This is a genomic window from Nannocystis sp. RBIL2 (assembly GCF_026626745.1).
GTDB lineage: Bacteria > Myxococcota_A > Polyangia > Nannocystales > Nannocystaceae > Nannocystis.
The window spans coordinates 4,320,991-4,345,160 of sequence record NZ_JAPNJW010000002.1 but is presented as its reverse complement, the minus strand read 5'-3'; the positions used below and the strand labels follow the sequence as shown (position 1 = coordinate 4,345,160).

Annotated in this window: 11 protein-coding genes; 6 read left to right on the top strand and 5 right to left on the bottom strand. The window is 71.5% G+C overall.

Translation table 11 applies throughout. From position 1 onward, the window contains the following. Nucleotides 1-70 precede the first annotated feature (70 nt). The 4 genes from OV090_RS42145 (at nucleotide 71) to OV090_RS42130 (ending at nucleotide 4,270) form a co-directional block, all read left to right on the top strand. On the top strand, nucleotides 71-1,048 hold the full coding sequence (locus OV090_RS42145; RefSeq protein WP_267710541.1) for a hypothetical protein: 978 nt from the start codon (nucleotides 71-73) through the stop codon (nucleotides 1,046-1,048). A 224-nt stretch (nucleotides 1,049-1,272) separates the two neighbouring features. Then, nucleotides 1,273-2,094, top strand: coding sequence for a hypothetical protein (locus OV090_RS42140; RefSeq protein ID WP_267710540.1), 822 nt, complete (start codon nucleotides 1,273-1,275; stop codon nucleotides 2,092-2,094). A 509-nt stretch (nucleotides 2,095-2,603) separates the two neighbouring features. Beyond that, the gene (locus tag OV090_RS42135) at nucleotides 2,604-3,839 is read left to right on the top strand and encodes a hypothetical protein (protein ID WP_267710539.1); all 1,236 of its coding nucleotides are present in this window, start codon (nucleotides 2,604-2,606) and stop codon (nucleotides 3,837-3,839) included. Nucleotides 3,840-4,081: 242 nt separating this feature from the next. Next, nucleotides 4,082-4,270: a hypothetical protein gene (locus OV090_RS42130; RefSeq protein ID WP_267710538.1), complete on the top strand. Its 189-nt coding sequence runs from the start codon at nucleotides 4,082-4,084 to the stop codon at nucleotides 4,268-4,270. 269 nt (nucleotides 4,271-4,539) lie between these two features. On the opposite strand, the gene OV090_RS42125 is transcribed toward OV090_RS42130, so the two are convergent. Next, nucleotides 4,540-4,794 carry a hypothetical protein gene (locus tag OV090_RS42125; protein WP_267710537.1) on the bottom strand — a complete coding sequence of 85 codons (255 nt, stop codon included), beginning with the start codon at nucleotides 4,792-4,794 and terminating at the stop codon, nucleotides 4,540-4,542. Between OV090_RS42125 and OV090_RS42120 the strand changes: the two genes are divergently transcribed. Together OV090_RS42120 and OV090_RS42115 are read left to right on the top strand one after the other, a co-directional pair. After that, on the top strand, nucleotides 4,784-6,526 hold the full coding sequence (locus tag OV090_RS42120; protein WP_267710536.1) for a DUF4215 domain-containing protein: 1,743 nt from the start codon (nucleotides 4,784-4,786) through the stop codon (nucleotides 6,524-6,526). The genes OV090_RS42125 and OV090_RS42120 overlap by 11 nt on opposite strands. 36 nt (nucleotides 6,527-6,562) lie before the next feature. Continuing rightward, nucleotides 6,563-6,901: a hypothetical protein gene (locus OV090_RS42115; RefSeq protein ID WP_267710535.1), complete on the top strand. Its 339-nt coding sequence runs from the start codon at nucleotides 6,563-6,565 to the stop codon at nucleotides 6,899-6,901. A gap of 164 nt (nucleotides 6,902-7,065) precedes the next feature. Here OV090_RS42115 and OV090_RS42110 read toward each other — a convergent pair whose 3' ends face one another. The 4 genes from OV090_RS42110 to OV090_RS42095 form a co-directional block, all read right to left on the bottom strand. Next, nucleotides 7,066-8,166 carry a hypothetical protein gene (locus tag OV090_RS42110; protein WP_267710534.1) on the bottom strand — a complete coding sequence of 367 codons (1,101 nt, stop codon included), beginning with the start codon at nucleotides 8,164-8,166 and terminating at the stop codon, nucleotides 7,066-7,068. A 347-nt stretch (nucleotides 8,167-8,513) separates the two neighbouring features. After that, nucleotides 8,514-9,701 (bottom strand): hypothetical protein, encoded by a 1,188-nt coding sequence (locus tag OV090_RS42105; protein WP_267710533.1) that lies wholly within the window; start codon nucleotides 9,699-9,701, stop codon nucleotides 8,514-8,516. A gap of 770 nt (nucleotides 9,702-10,471) precedes the next feature. Then, nucleotides 10,472-11,869 carry an FAD-binding oxidoreductase gene (locus tag OV090_RS42100; RefSeq protein WP_267710532.1) on the bottom strand — a complete coding sequence of 466 codons (1,398 nt, stop codon included), beginning with the start codon at nucleotides 11,867-11,869 and terminating at the stop codon, nucleotides 10,472-10,474. Nucleotides 11,870-11,941: 72 nt separating this feature from the next. Next, nucleotides 11,942-24,160 carry a non-ribosomal peptide synthetase/type I polyketide synthase gene (locus tag OV090_RS42095; RefSeq protein WP_267712126.1) on the bottom strand — a complete coding sequence of 4,073 codons (12,219 nt, stop codon included), beginning with the start codon at nucleotides 24,158-24,160 and terminating at the stop codon, nucleotides 11,942-11,944. Between the last annotated feature and the right edge of the window lie 10 nt (nucleotides 24,161-24,170).

The following is a 24,170-nucleotide window of genomic DNA, read 5'->3' as shown; positions in this document are numbered from 1 at the left end:
TGCGGGGGCGGGCGAACGATGAAAGGCTCGGCGCATGACGAAGGTCCCACGGGGGCGCGGAGCTCGGGCGATGGCGGCGGTTCTCGGGCTCGTGATCGCGGCGGTCGCCGGGGTGGCCGCCGCCGACGCTGTGCCGTTCGACTCGGAGAAGTACGGCGAGGCCAAGACGAGCATCGTGGTCGAGGGGGTGGCGGGGCTCGGCGACTTGGTGCTGGTCGTGTACCCGTACCCGTGCGAGGTATCGGGGGCGTTCGAGTCGTTCGAGGAGAAGCTGAAGCAGCGGGCGGACGCCCGGCTCGAGCTCTACGGCGACGATGAGGAGGAGTACGACGGTTACCTCGTGGTCGTCGAGGGCGAGCAGTTCGAAAGTACGACCAACTACGAGGGGCCGATGGCCCGCTGTTACTTCTTCGGGCTGCCGCGGGCCGAGTTCCCGGTGGAGGACGGGGCGATCGCTCGCCTCGACGCGATGTCGAACGAGGAGCGCTGGCGGCTGTTCTCGCGCGACCCGGCGGTGGTGCGCACGGGCGTGGCGCTGGCGATGGACGCGGTGGTGAAGATTTACACCGAGCGCTCGCGAGTAGTGACATACGCGGTGCGGCGCGAGGGTGAAAAACTGGCGCTCGAGGTGGTGCGCTGGCTGTGGGGCAGCGGGAAGGTGCAGGACCCGCGGAAGCGCTCGCGCGGGGATGTGAAGGTGATCGATCCGTATGCGGATGACGGTGAAGAGGAGGAGGTGAAGTATTTTGCGGGCAGCCTGATCGGGGCGCCGTGGGGCGCGGCCGCGGATGCGGGGACGCCAGTGAGTGCGGGGACGGCAGGGGCGGGCGAGGCGAAGGCGGTGGAGGCGAAGGCGGTGGAGGCGAAGGCGGTGGAGGCGAAGACCGTCGAGGCGAAGACCGTGGAGGCGAAGGCGGTGGAGGCCGCCAGGCCCGAGGCGGCGTCCGTGGCGGACGCGTCGACGATCGACCCGAGGCTGGTCTACGGGGGTGCGTGCCTGTTGGTCGCGGCGGGGGCGGGGCTGTTGTTGAGGCGGAGGCGGCCCTAGCTAGGAGGCCGCCGACGACGGTGCATCGATTCGGATCGACACGACGGGACCGATCTGCGAGACGAACCTCGACGCCGCCTCATCCTCGCGCCGCCGATGACCCCGCTCCGTCGAGAGGCTCGTCGTGGGCGCGAGGGAGGGCGAGGACGAGGCACGCAGTGGGCGTGTCTCCTCGAGGAGGGCGCGGTTGACAGCCTCCCGGGGGCGCGTGAAAGCTCGCGCCCATGGCCCGGCCAGATCCCGCAGTCCTCGCCCTGCAGCCCCATTTAAAAAATTCGTCGGCGGAGGGGCTGGCGCGGCTGGTCGCCGAGGTCACCGCGCTCGGCGAGAATGGCTTGCCCGCGCTGCGTCGCGCTGCTCGCGGCAGCAAGCAGCGGGCGCGCCGGCGCGTCGATGTGCTGCTCGCGCTCGGAGACGCCGAGCCCGGCGGTCCGGCCGACGACGAGGTCCGCGAGCTCCTCGGCGTGCGCGACGAGACGCGCGACTGGCTGGTGCAGGGCATGAAGACGCGGCCGCGCTTCATCCCGGAGCTCCGCGCGATCGCCCGCGACGCCGACGACCCCGAGTGGGCGTGGGCCGTCGACGCGCTCGGCGAGCTCGGCGACCGCGGCTCGGTCGAGATCCTCATGGCGCATACGGCAGGCCGGGACACGCCCTTCGTGCTGCTCGACGCGCTGCGCAAGCTCAAAGACCCGATCGCGGCGCTGGTGTTCGAGCCCAACCTGACGCACCCCGAGCCGCGCACGCGGGTGTTCGCGCTGTGGGGCCTCGCCGCTCTCGGCCACGCGACGCCGATCGCCGGCCTCGTCGCGCTGCTCGACGACTCCGACGTGCGGACCCCGACCTCGTACGAGCCGGGCGAGTCGCGTCGCGCCGCGCAGGCCCTGTGCGACGTGCTCGGCTGGCCGTTCGAGTGGGCGCCGGAGGCGGTGGACGCCACGCGCGAACGGGTGCGGGCCCGCTTCAGCGCCGAGTATCTGGCGGCCTGCGCCGGGGCGCTGGCGCGTGGGTATTTCGATCTGCCCGAGCCCGACGAACCGGCGTGAGCGCCGGCGAAGCCCTCACTTTGCTCATTCACGCGAGCGGTCGCGTGCAGGGAGCTGGCTCTGTCGATGGAGGGTCGGCGACGGTCAAGAGGGAGCGTGCGCACGGCCCGAACAGAGTGCCGTCGTGGTGCCACCGCTTAGACAAATTGTGTCGTGCAATGTGCGTCTTCGGTGGCACCATCTCCCTATAATGCATTTCATCCCACCTCGAGACTGCCGGAGCAAGGGTTTTACCGGGGACTTTCAACTCTGACGCATGAGGGAATTCGCGACCTGGGTGGCAGCGGGTCAGCGCAGCCTGCCACACTTCGTGTCCGCTCCCTCGCTTCCGACGAGCGGTCGCTGGCGAGGACGGCGCCCCGAAATATCACGGTGTCAGTCGATGCCGCGGCCCGCCGCACTTGCGCGGACTGACCGAGCGCCACCCAGCGCTTCGCTTCACGAGTATTTCCGGCTCGCGCAAATCCCCTTGCTCCGCGGAACGGTTATGGGCGAGAATCGCCTTCGTCATGGAAGATCTTCATATCGCACATGCCAATATTATGGCAGCATACGGAAGAAACATCGCGCCGCTGTTCCGTGGAGACTTCGCCAGGGTCGACGAGGATGAGCTCGGCAGCCCATTCTGCCTCAGCTCGGCGACACGCTCCCGCCCCGGAATAGCCTTGATTCATGACAACCTCGTGTCGACCCGAGACGCTCTACTGAGAAATATTGCGCCGATTGCGCGCGATGCCGACATACAATGGCATTTTCAGGCGGAGGGAAGCGGCTGCACGTGGACAGGCACCGAACTCCAAAAGACCGATCTAGCGCCCGCCGGCGAGTTGGTAGGGGTCGTAATTCTCGCCGATGCCGCTACGATCGGTCTCCATGCGCGCCTAGAGCTGTCACCCGAGACCGTCTTTCTCACGCTGACCGCCGGCCTAGCGCCGAACACTCTGCTGGAGATCATCACACGGACACTGGCGACGTTACCTGAGAGCCATACACGATCCGTCCTGCCAGAGACAGGCGCCGTAGACGAGACTCGAGAAGTTACCTCGATTAAATTGTCGATCTCCACGCTGCAGAAACTGGAGGAGCTATGTAGAGCGACTGCACGCGGTCTGGCCAGCGAAGTCGCCAGCTATCGCTCGCTGATCTCGGTGAAGGGGCCCGCGAGCGCCGACACGTACAACTCGGGAGATTCGCTCGAGCGGAGGTACGAGGGCGGATATTTCCCGGACAAGACCCGCGAGGTCAAGCTCTGCATGTGGATCTTCACATCCCAAGCAGACGCCGACAGCTACGACGTGAATCCCGTGACATTGAAGGGAGTTTTCATCGAGCTGAAGTTCACCCTCTCCGAAGCCACGCTGCACATCAAAGGAGATCTCCCGAATGCGGCCCAATTTACCAATGACATCTACAATCAGGTGACCGTAGGCACCCGCCCGGTGCGGAACAATCACAAACTCGCTCACAACGGTTTGCTCTTGGTTCTGTGCACGATCCTCGGGATCGCCGTCAGCGCCGGCTGTGTCGTGAAGCTCGGCGAGACTCCCGGGGTCCTGATGACGTTCGGCCTATTGGCCATCGCGTCGTACATCACCCCCTTTGCCGTCCCTCGACTTTACCCTTACACGATATTCTTCAACCGCGAGTCGGAACGGCGCCGGAGAGCCTGGATCGGCGTCTGCAAGTTCCTCTTGCTAGGCGTCCTGCTCCCGGTGATCATCGAACGCATGAGAGCTCAGCTCTGACAGCGTGTCTCAGTTGCCTTGAGGCGCTCGTGCGCGTCGGTTCCATCATCGGCGCGCCAAATTGCTGGGCATCACCCGACACGCGCTGCGGCGCCGCATGACCAAGCTCAGGCTGGTCAACCCGCGGTCGCGCCCCGGGTGAGCCTTTCTAACATTTCATGAGGCTAGACGCTGCGTGCGAGGAACCAAGACGGTGAACACGCACCGACGTGCGGCAGATCGCTGACGCTCAAGGTGCCGCCGTGAGCTTCGACGGCCTGGCGGGCGATCGCCAGGCCGAACCCGTAGCTCCGCGGCGCGCGGGCCCGACTCGTCTTCAGGTCGAACATCTGTTCTTGTGCTTCCGGGGACAGGCCGCCGCAGCGATCTTCGACCTCGATGCCGACCGCATCATCGTGGGGGCGCGACCGCCACCATCGTCAGCAGGTTGAACAGCGGCGCCCAGGTGGCGGAAATCTCGCCTCGTTGGCCCAGCGACCGCGGTCCACCCGGCCTTGGCAGCGGCCTGCGCGGCAGGCGGCCAAGCTTCGCACACGGGCGATGAGCAGCAGTTCGGCGCCGGGCTCGAGCGGAGGCCGCCCTTGTGCGCGAGAACGCCCAGAAGTAAGTGGCGAAGGATGAGTTGGGTCACCATGAATGCGCAGGAGGGCGATGGCAGCCCGGCCTTTACGCCTGTAGCGTCGCCTCCAATGAAGATGAATCATCGACGTGGCGGCGGAACAGCCGTCGTATGGATCTCGCTATGGACCTCTGCTGGCTGCCCGAACGACAGCGGCCTCGACTCGACCGGCACGCCCGTGACCGGCAGCGACGGCACGACGGCCGCGCAGGACTCCACCGGTGACGCGGCGATGACATCGACGATGACCAGTCTCACGACGACGACGCCGACGAGCCTCGAGCCGACGACCCCTGATGCGACGAGCACCTCGACGACAGGGAATATGAGCAGCACGACGAGCACGAGCGATGACGGCGCCTGCCCCGAGAGGCCCGAGGAGAGCTATCACGATTGTGTGCACGGGGAGTCGTGCGCCGGGTCCTCTCCGTTGTGCATCGTCGACGACCCCGACGCGCCGAGCTTCGGCATCTGCTCGCTCGGCTGCAGCGACGACTGCGACTGCTTTGTCGACCCCGCCGGCGCGACGGCGGTGTCGAAGTGCGTGCCGATCCTGCAGGACGAGCAGACCGCCTGCGTGCTCGATTGCTCGGGCGGAAAGTCTTGCCCCGCGGGTATGCAGTGCCTCGCCAGCTTCGACATCTGCGTGTTCGCGGCCGAGCAAGGCGAGACGACCGGCTCGACCGGCACGAGTGAGTCCGACAGCAGCAGCGATTCGACCACCCGCGGCGGGACCGAGTGCGGCGACGGCGAGATGGACCCAGGCGAGGACTGCGACGACGGCAACGTGCTCGACCATGACTCGTGCACGTCGTTGTGCAAGCAAGCCACGTGCGGTGACGGCTTCGTGCGGGCTGGGGTCGAGGAGTGCGACGACGCCAACGACGATGACCAGGACGCCTGTCGCAACGATTGCGTGTCAGCGAAGTGCGGCGACGGGGTCGTATGGACCGGCATGGAGGAGTGCGACGACGCCGACATGATCAAGAACGACGGCTGCGAGCCCGACTGCACGGTGACGCCGGGCTACAAGCTGTGGGAGACCAAGCACGACCTGTACGGGGGCAGGCTGGAGGCCGCGGCCGCCGACCCGAACGGCAACCTCGCGCTCGTCTCGTCCAACTTCGCCAGCAACGTCGGCGGGCTCGCCTGGGCCCACTACGTCGACGGGTCCCGCACTCTGGTGGACCCCCTGTCGTTCATCCCCAAGGGGGTGGCAGTGGCGAGCAACGGCGACGTCCTGATCGCCGGCTATCGCTGGAGCGGCGGCAATTTTCAGGGCACCGCCTACATCGAGCGGCGCACCGTTGCCGGCGACGAGGTGTGGACGCGCCAATACGCGGCCCCCTACAGCGCCCATGCCTACGGGATCGCCGAGGACTCGACCGGCGCGATCGTGGTCGTCGGTGACTCCGAGGCGAACGCAGCGCCGAGCAAGCGCGACGTGTGGATCCGCAAGTACACGGCCGCCGGCGACGAGGTGTGGACGCAGCTCCATGACGGGCCGATTGCGGGCTCGATGGACTCGGCGAACGCGGTGGCGATCGATCCGTTCGACGACATCTTCGTCGCCGGCCAGGAGCGCGGCGGCAACCTGTGGCTCGGCAAGTTCACGCCCGACGGCGATCTCCTGTGGTCGGCCAATCCGTACCCCGACTACGACGGCGGCGGCGGGACGGCGTATGCGGTGACGTTGCGGCCGAGCGGGGAGATCCTCGTCAGCGGCAAGTTCTACGTCGGCGATGAGGCGCCGGCGATGTGGCTCGGCGAGTTCGACGCCGAGGGCGCGCTGCAGTGGAGCGATACGTATGCTGCCGCTGGCACCAGCTACGCGCTCGCGCTCGACGCCGCGGGCAATATCTTGCAGGCCGGCTACAACCCCGACAAACAGGTCCATCTCGACAAGCTCGATCCCACGGGCGACTTTATCTGGTATAAGCGCTACAATATCGGCTACGTCGACCACGGCGGTCACGGCGTCGTCGTCGGTCCGGACGGGCACGTGTTCCTCGCCGTCAGCCTCGGGAACGGCGGCTATCATGTGTATTTGGCGAAGTTCACGCCGTGACAGGCTCCCTCCGACGCCGAATTCGTCGGAGGCGCCTTGGCGCTCGCGCTGAGCGAGTCGCACCGCTGGCCGGCGCGGCGCCGGGCGCAGCAAGGCGCCTGGACCTCGTCAGGGTCGACAGGCCCCGGCTACTTCGCCCCCGACACCTTCACCTTCGGCGCCCCGCTGCAGCGCCTCACCATCGAGGCGGTCGTCGGCGCCGTGCCCGGCGTCCTCGCCGTCAAGGACATCCGGATCGGCGCTCGCGCCGTCCACCACATGCGCCCGATGGAGGACCTGTACGTCGTCCCCGACGACCAGATCCTCCGCCTCGCCAGCGACCCCCGCACACCCGAGCGCGACTCGATCCGCGTGATCACGGGGGGCGGGGTATGAGGGGCGCTCGCTGCTCAGTTCGAGTCGGTGCAGCAGTTGAGAGCGCTCTCGTCTTTCATGCAAAGAATAGGATCACCGTAAACGAAAATCGTCTTTCCGTCGCACTGCGCCTCTGCGCATGTCTCGCCAAAGTGATGCGGCATCAACCCATGTGATACCTGCTGTCAGTCCGCTCCCGAAAGCCAGGTGATCACGACGGGTAGGAGCACCAGGGTGAACACCGCCGGGACGACAACAGTCAGGACCTGATCGAACGTAGCGAGCTTGAAGGGCTCGAACACGATGTAGGGGAACCGTCGCCGTGCCGCCATGACCGCGAACGGGAGCATGAGCAAAGGCAGCAGAATAACGGCCGAGACACGGTCGGAAAGAAGAAACAGCTCGCAAATGAACACGATCCCCATGTACGCCAGCAAACCCCGATGAGGTCCCCAGTACAGGACGTGGTGATACGTGCGCCTGCTAGCGATCCTCACCGTGAGACCCTGGACGATCTTAGCTCCCTCCGAGAGCGAGCTTGGATCGTCGAATGCAGACAGAGAAACAGAGAGCTGATTCTCTCTGCTCTTCGGGTCCAGAGTGATCGTAACGTCCGCCGATCGGTCCTTTGACCCGCGTCGAATGCGCACATCCACCTTCCGGACCTCATCGAGAATGTCGCAGACGTCACCGAGTGAAGGCACGGCGCGGCTCCCGTTCCGTGTGTCAACGACGATATCGATATCCTCGACGAGACGATGTGCCTGGCCTAGGAACTGCTTGAGTGCGGCGTCGACATACTGCCCGAGTTTCGTCAGATTCTCGCCGCCGATCCTGCAAGAAGGGATCCGGGCTGACATCTGGGACGTACTTGGCTGGGGAAGTTTCGTGGGTAGGGCACGGCTCCTGAGCAACGCCTCGAGAGCGCTCCACAAACCCTTGAGCCGCGTTCCGGATCGATCGAAGTCGGCCTTTCCCGAGAGATAGATCTTTCCTCGTTGAATCGGAGACAGTTCGAAGCTCAAATCCAAGCCGATTTGCTCGCACCTGATGGATAATATCGCTACCTCGCATCCCTCTGGGAGTTTCCGTGCGCTGTAGTGCTGCACCCCACTCGCCATCTCTGAGTATTCTTGCGATATTAGCGTAAGCGTTGTCCGAATCCCCTCGGGGTCGACATAGAAGTCCTGGGTGATCTGGAGTAGCAGGGATGTCTCACACTGCTCTAGCAATTCCCAGCTAATCGGGACAGGGGCCAGCTCCTTGGAAAAGGTGAAGGTAGTCATAGTGTAATTAAATGCCCCTCCCTTATCGGGATTTCGTGGCTAGTATCCCTTGCAGCCCGCGAGCTTACAAGCCCGAGCCTCGAGCTTTCATCCGCAAGAAGGTGAGGTCCACACCTACCTCGAACGATTTAGTCGGATGGAGACGCGCCTGGGATCAACCCGGGCGCCGGTTCACGGGTCTCCCGACGAAACAACCGCTTCACCTCGCCTTGGCGGCGGTGTGATTGCGCATTTCGTTTGCGAGGGCCCGCGCGGCCGCGGGCGAGGCCGCCGGTCGGCGGGGCGATCGGCTCGTCATTCGCTACCGGCGCCGCCGCGCGTCGGCGCGGCGGCGGCTCTCTCGCGGCTCACTGCGGGGCGCCGCAGAAGTCCTTCGGCTTGGCCCAGCCGACCATGTTCACCCAGAACTGCTGGACGTCGGCGTAGCCCTGCCAGTCGCTGTCGAAGGTGATCCACTCGTCGCCCCACACGACCACGCGGCCGCCTTCCATGTCGGTCTGGTGGGCGATGCCGGCGTTGGACGCCTGCACGGTGGCGAACACCTCCGAGGTGCCCTGGTTCTCGACGTCGACGGGCTGGATGCCGCCGGCGAAGTTGACGTCGGAGATGCCCATGGAGATCGGGTGGACCGGATCGAAGGTCGGGATGACGCCGTCGCCGAAGTAGGCGCCCTCGTAGGCCAGGCCGAACGGGGCCAGGGCGGAGTTGGCCCGGTCGCGCTCGGGGACCGGGTTTTGGTTGTCGAAGTTGTAGCCGATGAGGGTGATCATGCCGCGGCCGTCGTCCTTGACGAAGGCCTCGAGCGCGGCGGCCTCGTCGGCGCTGAGCGCCCGCTCGATGCGGTCGATCAGGACGAGGTCGTAGTTGGCGAGGAACGCCGGGGTGACCACGCCGGGGTTGTTGAGCAGCTTGGTGCGGGTGACGGCGGAGCCCTGGTCTTCGAGCCAGGCCTGGAAGTCCGCGCTCGGCGCGTAGCCCATGTCGCCGAGGATGCCGATGTTGAGGCAGTCGCAGATGCCGTCGTTGCCGGCGTCGATGTTGTCGACGTTCGAGTCGCAGTCGTTGTCGATGTTGTCGCAGGTGACCTCGACGTCCTCGGTCGGCACGCAGTCGGGCGGCTGGTCGGTCGTGCTCGAGGTGTCGGTAGTGCTGGTCGTGGTGGTGGTGCCGTCGGTGGTGGTGGTGCCGTCGGTCGTGGTCGTCGTGGTGGCGTCGGTGGTCGTCGCCGTGGGGTCGGTCGTCGTCGTCTCGCTCGGGTCGACGGGCTCCGTGGTGGCGTCGGTCGTCGAGGTCGGCGCGGTGGTCGTGGTGGTGGTGCCGGTCTCGGAGGCCGACTCGCCGCTCGTGCTCGTGGGCGGCGTGACCGTGGTGTCGGTCGTCGTCTGCGCGTCGGTCTCGCTCGCGTCGGTGGACGAGCTCGTCGCGCCGTCGGTCACCCCGGCCGAGTCGTTGCCGTTCGAAGAACAGGCCGCCAACATGAGCCCGAGGCTCGCCATCACTCGCACAAAGACAGTCTCGAGATTGCTACCAAGCATGGGCGGGCAGGATAGCGGGCAGCCCCCAGCGACGCCACCATGATTGTTTTTCCCGGCGGGCCCGGCGCCCGACTCGCCGCGGTCGTCGCTGCCGTGCCGGCGGCAGCGGGTTTGATTTTAGGGTGGGTGGAGGTGCGGACGAGGGTACGTCGAATGTCGAAAAACTCTCGCGCTCGCGCGAGCGAGGCTCCGACGGAAGGGCGCCGACGAGGAGCCTGCCGAGTTGCACGCGCCTCGCCATCGTCGACGTACTCCCGCACGTCACGGTCGATTCGGGCCCGGCTGCGGGCCGCAGCGAGCATTCTGCTTCACGTGGGTGGACGCACGCGCCCCGAAAGCCGCGAGCGCGGCGCGTGAGCAGCCGCTGATTGTGACCGCGATCCGTCACGGGTAAATTGAGGGCGGTCTCGACCGGGCGAGAAGAGGACAGTCGTGTTCCCACGGCTGGGTATTCTTTTCTTCATTTTTCGAATAGAGAGACCCGAGAATTGGAGTGAACGAAAACCAGGCTGCTCTCCCCTCAATTCAGCGGGGGCTCGAACGCATTCCCGCGGCGAGGAGACCCCCTCGTCGAGCAGGAATTGCGTGTACCGGCCGGCGGGCGAGCGGAGGCCGGACAGGCGACCGCGCGGGGCCCCGGGCCGATTGCGGCGAGGCGCCGGCGAGGTGCAGGGAATCGTCGCAGCCGCGCGAATCGAGGCAGCAGGCGGTTCGGCTCGCCTCTCTCGCCGCGTTGAAGAGTATTCAGCAGCGAGCGGAGGGTCCGCCGGTCACGGGCGGATGTTCTTGTTCATGCGGAAGAAGTTGTCCGGGTCCCAGGCGCGCTTGAGGTCGACGAGGCGGCCGTATTTGGCGGGGCCGAAGGCCTCGGCGATGCGCTCCTGCGGCTCGTCGTCGACGTAGTTCGCATAGGTGCCGCCGAGCGCGAACGGCCGCAGGGCCTGCCACGCGTCGACGGTCCAGCGCAGGTGGCGGTCGCTGTCGCCGAGGTCCTTCCAGGTCGACTGGAACAGGCCGAACCAGGGGGCGTCACGGCGCGGGAAGGCGGTCGCGTCCTCGGGGACGCGAGCGACGGCGCCGCCGAGGTGGAGCAGCTCGAAGCCACACATCGGCGACGGGGCGCGGCGCAGCTGGTCCTCGACGACGGCGATGGCGGCGTCGGACAGGTCGGCGAAGAACTCGGAGCGCATGCACTGGCCGTTGCCGTAGGAGGCCGCGGGCCCGCCGTCGAACATGGTCTGCAGCGTGGTGTAGGGCACCTCGCGCACCATCTCGGCGGTCGGCGGGCCGAACCGGCGCAGCGGCGCGAAGGCCTGCTCGGCGGCGGCGAGCGGGCCGTGGTAGCTGGCGACGATGATGACGCCGAGGACGCCGCGCATCTCCGGAGGGACCGTCGGCATGGCCGGCATCTCGGCGCAGAGCAGGACGCTGCACATCTCGTCCGGCTCGGCGGCGGCGCTGGCCTGGAAGGCGCGCAGGGCCTCGGCGAAGCGCTCGGCCGGGTGCATGAAGACGCCGACGACCATGCGCTCGACCGGGTGCAGGCGCAGCTCGATGCCGGTGACGACGCCGAAGTTGCCGCCGCCGCCGCGCAGGCCCCAGTAGAGCTCGGGGTGCTGGTCGGCGCTGGCGGTGAGGCACCGGCCGTCGGCGGTGACGAGGTCGACCGCGAGGATGTTGTCGACGGTGAGGCCGTGCTGGCGCATGAGCCAGCCGACCCCGCCGCCGAGGCCGACGCCGACGACGCCGGTCTTCGAACACTGGCCGCCGGTGGTCGCCAGGCCGAACACCTGGGTCTCGCGGTCGAGCTCGTTCCAGGTCAGTCCGGCCTGCGCGTGCACGGTCCGGCGCGCCGGGTCGACGCGCACGCCCTTCATGCCGCTCATGTCGAGGACGAGGCCGCCCTCGCACACCGCGTTGCCGGCGACGTCGTGGCCGCCGCCGCGGACCGCGAGGAGCAGGCCGCGGGCGCGGGCGAAGCGGACCGCGGCGACGACGTCGGCGACGCCGGTGCAGCGGGCGACGAGCGCCGGCCGGCGATCGATGCGGGCGTTCCACACCGCGCGGGCGGCGTCGTAGCGGGGGTGCGCGGGGTCGACGAGCTCGCCGCGGAATTCGCCCTGGAGGGCGGCGAGCGCTTCGGGATCGAGGCGAGGATCGGCGGGCATGATCGGGTCGGCGGGGGGAGGGTCGCACCGCCGCGGCGAGGGATGTCGCGCGGCGGGTCGCGTGCCGCCGGGTCAGCGGCGCAGGTAGGGTCGCATCGCCGCGGCGAGCCGCGCAACATGGTCGCCCTTCATGATCGAGAAGTGGTCGCCGGGGACCTCGTGGGCCTCCACCGCGTCGGCGAAGGGCTCCCAGCCGAGGGCGCCGCCGAGGCCGCGCTCGCGGGCGACGAGGAAGCTGGCCGGGTCGCGGGCGCGGAACTGCAGCAGCGGGCCCGGGGAGTGACGCGGCTCGTAGCGGCACCAGGTGCGGATGTTGTCGGACAGGACCTGCAGCAGCTCCTCGAGCTGGCGCACCTCGACGATGTCCGGCGCAGTGCGCGACTGCTGGACCCGCGCGAACAGGGCGGACAGCCGCTCCGCCGGCGGCAGGGCCTCGAGCGCCGCGGTCTCGGCCGCGTCGAGCTCGGCCCCGCCGAGCTCCGCGGAGAAGACCCGGAAGGCGCGCGCCTCGACGGCGGCGGCGACGTCGCGGAAGTGGGTCGGGGCCGGGCTGTCGATCAGCAGGGGCAGGACGGTCTGGCCGGCGGCGCGCAGCTGGGCGGCCATCTCGAAGGCGACCGCGCCGCCGAACGACCAGCCGCCGATGTGGTAGGGCCCCTCGGGCTGGACGGCGCGGAGGCGCTCGAGATAGGCGCGGGCGATCGCCTCGATGCTGCCGGCGTGGGCCCGGCGCTCGTCGGCCGCGAAGGCACGCAGGCCGAAGACGGCCTGGTCGAGCTGCAGGTGGCCGGTCAGCTCGGCGTAGCTGTAGACGTGGCCGCCGACGGCGTGCACGAGGAACAGCGGGCGCTGCAGGCCGCCGCCCTGCAGCTGGACGAGGTTGTCGGCGGGCCGCACGATGAGGTCGGGCTCCGCGGCGGCGCGCCGCTGGTCGTCGATGAATTCGCCGAGCTGGGCGATCGTCGGCCGCTCGAGCAGCGCGTGCGAGTCGAGGCGGACGCCGAAGGCGGCGCGCAGGCGGGTCAGCAGGCCGACGGCGATCAACGAGTCGCCGCCGAGGGCGAAGAAGTTGGCGTGCACGTCCTCGCACGGGGTACCGAGCGCCTGCTGCCACAGCGCCGCGATGGCGCGCTCCTGGTCGGTGCGCGGCGGGGTGGCGGGGCGGCCGGAGCCGGCGCGGGCGGGCGTGGGTTGCTGGGCGGGGGTCGTCGCGGCGGGTTCGCGGCCGATGGGGTGGGCCTGGGCGGCGATCACGACGTGGTCGGTGGCGGTGCGCTCGTCCTCTTGCTCGGGCAGGACGCGGGTGCAGCGGAAGCCCTGGGCCTCGAACAGCGCCTGCCAGTCGGCGGCCGGCAGGACCGGCGAGCCGCGCCGCAGCTCGGTGTCCGTGAACGACCACCAGCCCTCCTCGAGGCCCCACAGGGCGGTGTGCCAGGTGGCGAGGCGGGTGACCTCGACGACGATCATCAGGCCGTCCTCGCGCAGGACCTGGCGCAGGCCGGCGACGCTCGCGGCCAGGTCGCGGGCGACGTGCAGCGCATCGAGGCCGACGATGATGTCGAAGTAGCCGCGCGGGTAGCCCTGGTGGATCGGGTCCTCGTCGAGGTCGAGCCGGCTGAAGCGCATGCCGCCGAGCGCCTCCTCGCGGGCCCGCTCCTCGGCCTGGAGGGTGAAGTAGCGGCTGATGTCGGTGAACCAGTACTCGACGTCGAGGCCGTCGAGCAGCGGCGCGAGCTCCCAGGTGAGTCGGCCCTGGCCGCCGCCGAACTCGAGGATCCGCAGCGGCGCCCCGCCGGCGCTGCGGACGGCGCGGAGCACCAGGTCGCGGACCATGCGGACGTACAGCTGCGGGTGCGAGGTCCGCAGCAGCAGCTCCTCGGCCGGGCGCACCAGGGCGTAGGAGCCGTCGGGGTGGAGCACCGCGGTGTTGTCGATCTCGCCGCGCAGGGCGGGGCCGTAGTGGGCGCCGCAGTGCTCGGCGAGGGCGAGGAGGCCGCCGGCGTCGGGGTGACGCGCGGCGAAGCGGCGGGCGAGGTCGGCGGGCGCGGCCAGCTCGCGGGCGGCGGGCAGCAGCTCGATGACGTCGCCGTCGCGGCGGAGCGCGCCCTCCTCTTCGAGGGTGCGGAGGAAGAACTCGGCGTAGCGGGTGAACTTGGCGGCGACGCCGAGGCGGGCCAGCAGCTCGCCGCGGTCGAAGGTGGTGCGCTGACTGTCGGCGAACAGGTAGGCGTAGATCTGGCTGGCGCACACGCGATCGAGGTCGGCGACCAGGGCGGCGTCGTCGTCGCGGATGCGAGCGGTGTCGCGGAGGCGTCGCAGCTTGATCGCCAGCTCGTCGGCGGCCTTGGCGAGGTCGAGGGTGATGCGGCGGTCGGTCGGCGCGCCGTGGTCGGCGCGCGGGCCGGCGTAGACGTGGCGGGTGCGCGCGAACGGGTAGGTCGGCAGCGGCACGCGCCGGCGCGGCTCGCCGGCCGCCAGCGCGGCGCCGTCGAGCTCGACGCCGACGCACCACAGGCGACCGACCGCGGCCAGCAGCGCCTCGGCGTCGTCGTCGAAAACGCCGGGCTGGGCCATCGCCGCGACGACGAGGCGGTCGGCGCCGGCGTGCGGGTGACGGGTTGCGAGCTTGGTCAGAGTGACACCGGGGCCGACCTCGATGAAGACGCGGCCCGGGTCGGCGAGCAGGGTCGCCAGGCCGTCGGCGAAGCGGACGGTGCCGCGCAGGTGGCGGGCCCAGTAGTCGGGATCGCGGGCCTCCTCGGCGGTCATGAAGCGGCCGCTGAGGTTGGAGACGATCGGGATCTGCGGCGCCGCGAAGCTCAGCGCCGCGGCCCGCTCGCGCAGGCGACCGAGGAACGGCTCGACGAGGGCGGAGTGGGCGGCGGTGGCGATCGCCAGGCGGGTGACCTCCCGACCCTCGCGCACGAGCGCGGCCTCGAGGTCGCGCAGGGCCGCGCGGGTGCCGGAGACGGCGCAGACCTCGGGGCCGTTGACCGCGGCGAGCGAGACGCCGGGGCCGAGTCGCGGCGTCAGTTCGGCCTCGGAGACGCGGACGATCAGGGTCTCGGCGTCGGCGGGCAGGGCCTCGTAGATCCGCCCGCGCTCGACGATCAGGGCCGCGGCGCCGGCGAGGGAGAGGACGCCGGCGACGTGGGCCGCGGCGTACTCGCCGAGGCTATGGCCGGTGACCGCGGCCGGTCGGATGCCCCACGACTGCAGCAGCTCGGCCAGAGCGACCTCGGTCGAGAAGATCGACGCCAGGTTCTCGCACGGGCACAGCAGTTGCTGGGCGGCGGCGGCCCGCGCGTCGGCGGCGGGGAACAGCAGGGCGCGGAGGTCGAGGCCGAGCTCGGCCTGGAAGGCGTCGGCGCAGCGGTCGAGGGCGGCGCGGTAGACCGGCTCGCTGCGGTAGAGCTCGCGGCCCATGTCGAGCTGCTGCGAGCCGCCGCCGGGGAACATGAACACCACGGGGGGCGGAGCGCCGGCGGCGGTGCCCTCGGCGGTGCAGGTGATGCGGCCGTCGCGGGTGACGAGGACGCGGCGGTGATGCATGGCCACCCGGCCGACGCGCAGGGTGTGGGCGACGTCGGCGAGGTTCAAAGAGGGGTGCGCTTGCAGATGTACCGAGAGGCGCTCGGCGCTGGCGGCCAGGGCGGCCTCCGTGCGGGCGGACAGGGGGAGCAGATGGCAGCGGCGCGACGAGGTCGACTGCGCCTGCGCGGGGGCCTCCTCGAGCACGACGTGGGCGTTGGTGCCGCCGAGCCCGAACGCGCTCACGCCGGCGCGCCGTGGGGTGGCCCCGCGCGGCCACTGCAGCGGCGCGGCGTTGACGAAGAACGGGCTGCGCCCTAACGCCAGCTCGGGGTTGGGGCGGCGGAAGTGCAGGGTGGGCGGGACCTGTTCGTGCTGCAGCGCCAGGGTCGCCTTGATCAGGCCGGTCACGCCGGCGGCGGCGCCGAGGTGGCCGATGTTGCCCTTGACCGAGCCCAGCGCCGTGACGCCGACGGCGTCGGTGCGGGCGCGGAACACCCGGGTCAGGGCCGCGACCTCGATCGGATCGCCGAGGCGCGTGCCGGTGCCGTGGGCCTCGACGTAGCCGACGCTGCTCGGGTCGACGTCGGCGACCGCGAGGGCGCGGGCGATCGTCTCGGCCTGGCCGTCGACGCCGGGCGCGGTGTAGCCGACCTTGCGCGCGCCGTCGTTGCCGACGGCCGAGCCGCGGATCACCGCGTGGATGGTGTCGCCGTCGGCCAGCGCGTCGGCGAGGCGGCGCAGGACCACCACGGCGACGCCGCTGCCGTTGACGGTGCCGGCGGCGTCGGCGTCGAAGGGCCGGCAGTGGCCGTCGGGCGACACCATCGAGCCCTCCTCGTGGACGTGGCCGACCCGCGACGGCGGAGGGATGGCGACGCCGCCGGCGAGCGCCGCGTCGCACTCGCCGGCGAGCAGGCTGCGGCAGGCGAGGTGGACCGCGACGAGGGACGTCGAGCAGGCCGACAGGACGGTGATCGCCGGGCCGCGCAGGCCGAGCTTGTAGGCGGTGCGGGTGGTCAGGCCGTCGGCCATGTTGGCGCCGGCGACCCGGTAGTGCTCGCTGGCCAGCGGCCCGCCGCGGAAGCCGATCTGCTCCATCCAGTAGTTGGGGGCGTCGCAGCCGGCGAACACGCCGACGGTGCCGGGGTGGCCGCTCGGGCGGTGGCCGGCGTGCTCCATCGCCGCCCACGCGCACTCGAGGAACACGCGGTGCTGCGGGTCCATCAACGCGGCGTCGCCCGGGCTGACGCCGAACAGCTCGGCGTCGAAGGCGAAGGCGTCGGCGAGCACGCCGCTGACGGGCACGAGGCCCGGCGCGGCGGCGAGACCGAAGGCGCGCAGGGTCGCCTCGTCGGTGACCGTGATCGACTCGACGCCGGCGCTCAGGTTGGCCCAGAAGGCGGCGACGTCGGCGGCGCCGGGGAAGCGACCGGCCATGCCGACGATCGCGATCGCGTCGCCGGAGGCGGGGGCGGGGACGGGAGCCAGGGCGGGCTCTTCGGCGGCGCCGCGGAGGTGGGCGGCGAGGCTGCGGATCGTCGGGTGCTGGAACAGCTCGACGATCGGGACGTCGCGGCCGAGCTGGGTGCGGATCGCGGCGCGCACCTGGGCGAGCAGCAACGAGTGGCCGCCGAGGTCGAAGAACGGGTCGTCGAGGCCGACTTCCGCGAGGTCGAGGAGGCGGCGCCAGATCGCGGTCAAGGTCGCCTCGAGGTCGGTGCTCGCGGGCGCGGGCGCGGCCGGTCGCTGTGGCCTCGACGGGGCCGGCAGGGCGCGGCGATCGAGCTTGCCGTGGGGCGTGCGCGGCAGGGCGTCGAGCTGGACGAAGGCGGACGGGATCATGGCGTCGTGCAGCCGATCGGCGAGGTGGCGCCGCAGCGCGGGGGCGAGGTCCTGGGTGCTGCGCGTGCGCAGCGGCGCGTGGACCAGCGTTGCGTGGGGGTCGGAGACGGGCCGGGTGCGCTGCCAGGCCCGCGGTCTTTGCGGGTCGGCGGCGGCCTCGAACAGGACGTCCATGGCCCCGGGGCCATGTCCTTGAGACCAGGTGATGCGGACGGTCCAGCCGTGCCGCTCGCCGAGCTGCCACAGCGCCTCGGGCTCGATCGCGGGGGCGCGGGTGCGGGTCAGCAATTCGGCGAAGGTCTCGCCGGCGCTGTCCTGCAGGGCCGCGGCCGCGCGGGCGTCGTCGGCCACGCGGGCGTTGGGGACGCCGAGCAGCTCGAGCGCGGCGACGTCGCGAATGGCGAGGCGTCGCTCGAGCGCGGCGAGGTCGGTCCACGCGAGGGTGACTTCCGGCTCGACCGTCGAAAGTGCGTCGCCGACGAACAGGGCGGCGTCGTAGCGATAGCGGGTCATCTCGTCGTCGCCGCGGCCGCGCTTGAGCCACACCTCGACGTGGCCGATCCGCGCGAGCTCGTCGCCGACGGCGAAGAACCACGCAGGGTCGACGCACAGCTCCTCCTCGCTGGCCACGGCGCGACGGACCCGCTCGCGAATCGCGGCGACCGGGGTGTCGGCGGCGGCCCGGGCCCGCTCGACGGAGGTGCGGAAGGCGGCGAGCAGCGGCAGGCTGCGCACGTCGCCGACGAACACCACGCCGCCGGCGGCCACCGAGCGGACCGCGCCGGTGAGCACTGCGCGCAGGTAGGCCTCGTCGGGGAAGTACTGGGCGATCGAGTTGAGGACGACGAGGTCGAAGCCCTCCGCGGCGACGCCGGTGAAGTCGGCGGCCTCGCGGCGCTGCAGGGTCACGTGGGCCAGGGCGGGCGCGAGGGCCGAAGCGATGGCGTCGAGGGCCTGCTGCGAGAAGTCGGTGCCGAGGTAGGCCGTGCAGGCCGGCGCGAGCGGGAGCAGCAGCAGGCCGGTGCCGCAGCCGATCTCCCACACCCGCGCGGGGCGGAAGCCGAGCAGGCGCTCGACGGTGCGGTCCCGCCAGCTGCGCATCGCCGCGGGGTCGTACGGGGAGCCGGTGTAGCTGCTGTTCCAGCCGACGATGTCGAAGCTCGGGTCGACGCGGTCGCGCTCGCGCCCGTAGGTCGCGTCGTACAGGGCGCGCCAGGCCGACACGTGCTCGGCGTGCGAGTCACTGTCGGGGACGAGGTCGACTGCGGCGCGCGTGAAGTAGGCGACCAGGCGCCTGGCCGCGGGGCCGTCCTCGGTGGCGACCACCGCGACGTCGCGGACCGCGGGGTGCTCGCGCAGGGCCGCCTCGATCTCGCCGGGCTCGATGCGGACGCCGCGGATCTTGACCTGCTCGTCGAGCCGGCCGAGGAACTCGAGCTCGCCGCTGTCGCGCCAGCGGACGAGGTCGCCGCTGCGGTACATGCGGGCGCCCGGGACGTCGCTGAACGGGTCGAGGACGAAGCGCTCGGCGGTCAGCTCGGGGCGGCCGAGGTAGCCGCGGGCGACGCCGCGGCCGCCGATGTGAAGCTCGCCGGGGACGCCGACGGGGACCGGCTGGCCGTGCGGGTCGAGGACGTGGACGCGGGCGCCGGAGATCGGGCGGCCGAGGGTCGGCTCGCGCGCGGGCTCGCCGGGAGCGAGCGGTGGGACGAGGCCCGAGGTGGTGACGACCGCGGCCTCGGTCGGGCCGTAGTTGTTGACCAGGGCGAACGGCAGGCCGGCGCCGGGCCGGACGCGCAGGCGGTCGCCGCCGGTCAGCAGCACGCGCAGGTCGCAGCGCGCGGGCCACTGCAGGCGCAGCAATTCCTCGGCGATCGCAGTCGGCTGGAACGAGATCGTGATCGCGCGGCGGACCAGCCAGTCGCGCAGCTCCTCGGGCGACAGCCGCAGCGTCGCCGCCGGCACCGCGAGGCTGGCCCCGACGCTCAGGTACGGCCAGATCTCCCACACCGACGCGTCGAAGCCGGGGCTGGCCACCAGAGTCGCCCGGTCGGCGGGCCCGACTTCGAAGCTGCGGACGTGCCAGGCGACGAGGTTCGTCAGGCCGCGGTGCTCGACCAGCACGCCCTTCGGCCGGCCCGTCGAGCCGGAGGTGTAGACGACGTAGGCGAGGGACTCGGGGCCGGTGCGGCGCGGCGGCGGGCGCTCGTCGAGCTCGCGGTCGTCGGCGATCCGCAGCACCCGGCCCGCGTAGCCGGGCAGCTCGACCCGCGGCCCGGCCAGCAGCACGGGGGCGCCGGCGTCGGCGAGGATGAAGGCCAGGCGCTCGGCGCCGCCCTCCGGGTCGAGCGGGACGTAGGCCGCGCCCGCCTTCCACACCGCGAGGAGGGCGACCACCAGCTCGGGCGAGCGCTCCATGCACACGCCGATGCGCGCCTCCGCGGCGACGCCGAGGGCGCGCAGGCGGTGCGCGAGGTGGTTGGCGCGGCGGTCGAGCTCGGCGTAGGTCAGGGCGCGCGCGTCGGTGGCGACTGCGACAGACTGGGGAGTGCGCGCGGCCTGGGTTTCGAACAGGTCGAGGGCGGTGCGTGCATCGGTGCTTGCATTCGCATTGCCATCATGGGGCTCGGATCGGTCGCGGGCGGTGCTTGCATTCGCATCACCGCCACGGGACTCGAATCGGTCGCGGGCGGTGCTTGCATCTGCACCGCCGCCATGCGGCGCGAGTCGATCACGGGCGGTGCTTGCATTTGCATCGCCACGGGCTTCGAGTCGATCGCGGGCGGTGCTTGCATCGGCATCGCCGCTCCGCGGCTCGACTCGGTCGTCGGCGGTGCTTGCATCTGCAGTGATGGCCGGGCCGGCGCTCCACGCCGCGACCAGTCGGCGCTCCTCGTCGGTGAGCATCGGCAGAGCGGACACACGGCGGGCCGGGTCGGCCGCCATCGCGGCGAGCAGGGCCGTCAGGTGGCCGACCAAACGCTCGATCGTGGCGCGTTCGAAGCGGTCGGTGCAGTACTCGAAGATCCCGGCGACCCCGCCGGCGCTCTCCCACGAGTAGAACGAGAGGTCGAAGATCGCCTTGCGGGCGTCGGCGGCGAGGTGCTGCGAGGTCAGGCCGCGCAGCTGCAGGGTGCGGCCGGCGGGCGGCTGCGGGGCGAAGGCGACCTGGACGACAGGGTTGTAGCCGGCGTCGCGGGCGGGCCGCAGCTCCTGGACCAGGCGCTCGAACGGCAAGGCGTCGTGGTCGTAGGCGGCGAGGCAGACCTGGCGGACGCGGCCCAGCAGCTCGGCGACGGTCGGGTCGCCGGCGAGGTCGACGCGGATCGCCAGAGTGTTGACGAAGAAGCCCATGGTCCGCTCGAGCTCGACGCGGTCGCGGTTGGCGCTGGGCATGCCGATCACGAGGTCGTCGACGCGGGCGTGGCGGTGCAGCAGCGCGGCCCAGGCGGCCAGAAGGGTCATCGTCAGGGTCAGGCCCTGGCGCGCGCCGAGGTCGCGCAGGGCTCGCGTGAGCGCCGGCGCCAGCTCGAAGCTCACCGCGGCGCCCTCGAAGCTCTGGACCGGCGGCCGCGGGCGGTCGCCCGGGAGGTCGAGCAGCGGCGGGGCGCCGCGCAGGGCCTGCTTCCAGAAGTCGAGCAGCGGCGCGGTCGCCTCGTCGGTGGCGCGCTCGCGCTGCCACGCGGCGAAGTCGGCGTACTGCACGGACAGCGGCGGCAGGTCGTCGGGCAGGCCCTGCGAGGCGCAGGCGTAGAGCGCCGCGAGCTCGCGGAACGCCAGCTCGGTCGACCAGCCGTCCATCGTCAGGTGGTGGAAGTGCAGCCACAACACCTGCTCGTCGGGGCCGAGCTTGAGCAGGCCGGCGCGGAAGAGCGGGCCGCGCTCGAGGTCGAACAGGCGCTGGGCCTCGGCGTCGAGCTGGGCCCGCACCTCGGCCTCGCGCTCCGCCGGCGCGAGGTGCTGCAGGTCGGTGACCGTGAGGCGGAGCTGCGTCGATGCGTCGACGCGCTGCACTGGCCGGCCGTCGATCTCCGCGTAGGTGGTTTGCAAGATCTCGTGGCGCTCCACCAGCGCCCGCAGGCTGCGGTCCAGCGCCGCCACGTCGAGCGCCCCGCTCAGGCGATAGGGGTACATGCAGTTGTACGCCCGGCTCTGCGGCGCGAGGCGGTTCATGAACCACAGGCGCTCCTGGCCGAACGACAGCGGCAGCGGCTTGCCGCGCGGCGCCCTGGCGATCGCGCCGGCGAGGTTCGGGGCGCTGCGGGCCCGTCGCATCAGGGTCGCCAGCTCGGCCACGGTCGAGCGGCCGAAGAACTCCTGGAAGCGGACCTCGACGCCGAACACCGCGCGCAGGCGGGAGAACAGCTGCACCGCGTGCAGCGAGTGGCCGCCGAGCGCGAAGAAGTCGTCGTGGACGCCGACCTGCGGCTGGCCGAGCAGCTCGCGCCAGATGTCGGCGAGCGACTGCTCGAGCTCGGAGCGCGGGGCCACGAACTCGCGGCCGGCCGTCAAGCGGCGGGCGTCGGGGGCGGGCAGGGCGGCGCGGTCGAGCTTGCCGTTCGGCGTGACCGGCAGGGCGTCCAGCAGCACGAACTCGGCGGGGACCATGTACTCGGGCAGGCGCTGGGCCAGAGCCCCGCGGAGCGCCCGCGCGAGCGCGTCGTCGGCCGCGTCGGCGGCGACGTAGGCGACCAGGCGCTTGTCACCCGCGACCTCGACTGCGATCACCGCGGCCTGGCGCACGCCCGGCTGCTCCGCGAGCGCGGCCTCGATCTCGCCGATCTCGATGCGGAAGCCGCGGATCTTGAGCTGCTGATCGATGCGGCCGTGGAACTCGAGCTGGCCGTCGTGGCGCAGCCGACCGAGGTCGCCGGTGCGGTACATCGTCGCGTCGGGGCGCGCGGCGAACGGGTCGCGGGGGAACCGCTCGGCGGTGAGCTCGGGGCGGCGGTGGTAGCCGCGACCGACGCCGTCGCCGGCGACGCAGAGCTCGCCGCACACGCCGGGCGGGACGGGCTCGCCGTGGGGGTCCAGCACGTAGACCGCGACCCGCGCGACCGGCCGGCCGATCGGGAGCGCGACGCCGGCGGTCGGCGGCGCGGTGACGCGGTACCAGGTCGCGCACACGGTCGCCTCGGTGGGCCCGTAGCCGTTGATCAGGTGGCGCGGCGGGCCGGCGGCCAGGACCCGGCGGATGGCCTCGGGGTCGAGGACGTCGCCGCCGCACACCAGAGTCTTCAGCGGCGCGAACGCCCCCGGGACCTCGCGCGCGACCGCAGCGAACAGCGCCGGGGTGAGGACCATGAAGCCGATCGATTCGTCGGCGATCGTCTGCGCCAGGCGGGCCGGCGCGAGCGCGGTCTCTCGCGCGACGCCGACGAGCTCGGCCCCGTGCAGCAGGGCGGCCCAGATCTCCATGGTCGCGGCGTCGAACGAGGCGTTGGCGGTCTGGGCCACGCGGTCGCCTGGCTCGACCTGCACGTAATCGGTGTCGACCACCAGGTTGAGGACGTTGCGATGGGTGACGTAGGCGGCCTTGGGCCGGCCGGTCGAGCCGGAGGTGTACATGGCGTAGGCGACGGCGTCGGGGCCCTCGCCGACGAGCGGCGCGACGGCGTGCTCGGGCTCGGCGTCGAGCTGCGCCCGGTCGGCCGCGAAGTCGACGACCTGCACGCTCCGCTCCGGCAGCCAGCCGAGGCAATCGCCGGTGGCGAGCAGCACCGGGACGCCGGCGTCGGCGAGCATGAAGGCGAGGCGCTGCGGCGGGTGGGTCGGGTCGAAGGGCACGTAGGCGCCGCCGGCCTTGAGCACCGCGAGCATGGCGACGATCATGTCGACCGAGCGCTCCATGCACACGCCGACGAGCACGTCGGGGCCGACGCCGAGCCGGCGCAGCAGGTGGGCGACCTGGTTGCTGCGGCGATCGAGCTCGCCGTAATCGATGCTGCGGCCGGCGAAGCGCAGCGCCGGCGCGGCCGGGTCGCGGCGGGCGTGGGCCTCGACGCGGGCGTGCAGGCGATCGGGGCCGCGGAAGGCGGGCGCGTCGCGGGCGTCGAGGGCTCGCACGACGCGGCGGCGCTCGCCCTGGAGCAGCAGCGGCTGGCGCGAGACCGCGGCGTCCGGGTCCTCGAGCGCGCCGCGCAGCAGCACCTCCCACTGGGCCAGCAGGCCGGCCGCGGCGCCGGGGTCGAACAGGTCGCGGTTGTACTCGACGCGCAGCACCAGGCCGTCGCCGCCGGCGATCGCCTGGGCGGTGACGACGAGGTCGTAGGCGACGTGCCGCAGGTCGATGTCGACCGGGGTGAGGGTGAAGCTCGCGCCCTCGCGCGAGGCGGCGGCCGGCGGGCGCACGTGGAAGAGGACCTGAAACAGCGGGGTCCGTCCGGGGTCCCGCGCCGGGGCGAGCCGCTCGACGACCGACTTGAACGACACGTCGCCGTGGCGCCGGCCCTCCTGCACCGCGCGGTGGAGCCGGCGGACGACCTCGCGGAACGGCGGGTCGCCGGCGAAGCGCCCGCGGTACACCACGGGGTTGCCGAAGTAACCGATGGCGCGAGCAAACCGCGGGTCGCCGCGGCCGGCCAGCGGCGCGCCGACGAGGATGTCGTCCTGCCGGGCGTGACGGTGCAGCACGGCCTGCAGCCCGGCGAGCAGGAGGACGTCGAGGTCGGTGTCCGCCGCGGCGGCGAAGCCGGCCAGGGCGCGGGTCAGCTCGCCCGGCAGCACGCGCGCCTCGTCGGCGGCGGCGAAGGTCTGGACCGCGGGCCGCGGCCGGTCCGTCGCCAGGGCCAGGGCCGCCGGCGCGCCGGCCAGCTCCTCGGCCCAGTAGTCGAGCTGCGCCTCGGCCCGCGCTCGCGCCTCCGGCGAGGCCTGCGAGCGCGCGTGGTCCCGGTACTGCGCTCCTTGCCGAGGCAGCGGGAGCTCG